The sequence below is a fragment of the Halorubrum sp. SP3 genome, assembly GCF_005435195.1.
Lineage (GTDB): Archaea > Halobacteriota > Halobacteria > Halobacteriales > Haloferacaceae > Halorubrum > Halorubrum sodomense.
Genome location: NZ_SGTU01000323.1, coordinates 1 through 498, shown reverse-complemented (window position 1 = coordinate 498; position 498 = coordinate 1). Strand labels below are relative to the sequence as shown.

Here is a 498-nt window from a genome sequence, read left to right as displayed (position 1 = left end):
GTGAGTGAGGTGACGATGCCGATATTCGACGGAAATGACGGCACCGGCTGTTTGCGATCATCAGCGAAGAGGCCCTCATCGGCCAGTTCAGCACGCAATGCTTCTAATTGTTGAGACCGCTCAGAGTTGCCGACCGGCCAGTAGTTTTTGACGTTGAGCTGGGTCCGGCCGCCATCTGTGTAGAAATCGACGTTCGCACGGACGATCACCTCCTCGCCCTCTGTGATATCCCCCTCAATCCGATCACGGTACGATGACCAAATAATACACTGGATTGTTTCGTCGCCGTCGACATCACGTAGCGTAAAGAACGTTCCATACCCCTTCGCTGTCGCATCCGATACTTCGCCGACGACATACGTTGGAAATCGGTCAGCTGCGGATTCGAGGGTTGCCGCGATCTCGTCGTTGAGCCTGGCTACTGACCACGCCGTTTCATTGGCTTCCGCGTTCCCACTCCCAATTTCATCGTCAACGGCCATTCGCTCACGCCTATGA

The 498-nt window shown here is 55.2% G+C and carries 1 protein-coding gene; it reads right to left on the bottom strand.

What is annotated here, in order from left to right; genetic code table 11:
* Positions 1-482: exodeoxyribonuclease VII large subunit (locus tag EXE42_RS16705; protein WP_158293773.1), on the bottom strand; the 482-nt coding region annotated here is incomplete at its 3' end.
* Between the last annotated feature and the right edge of the window lie 16 nt (positions 483-498).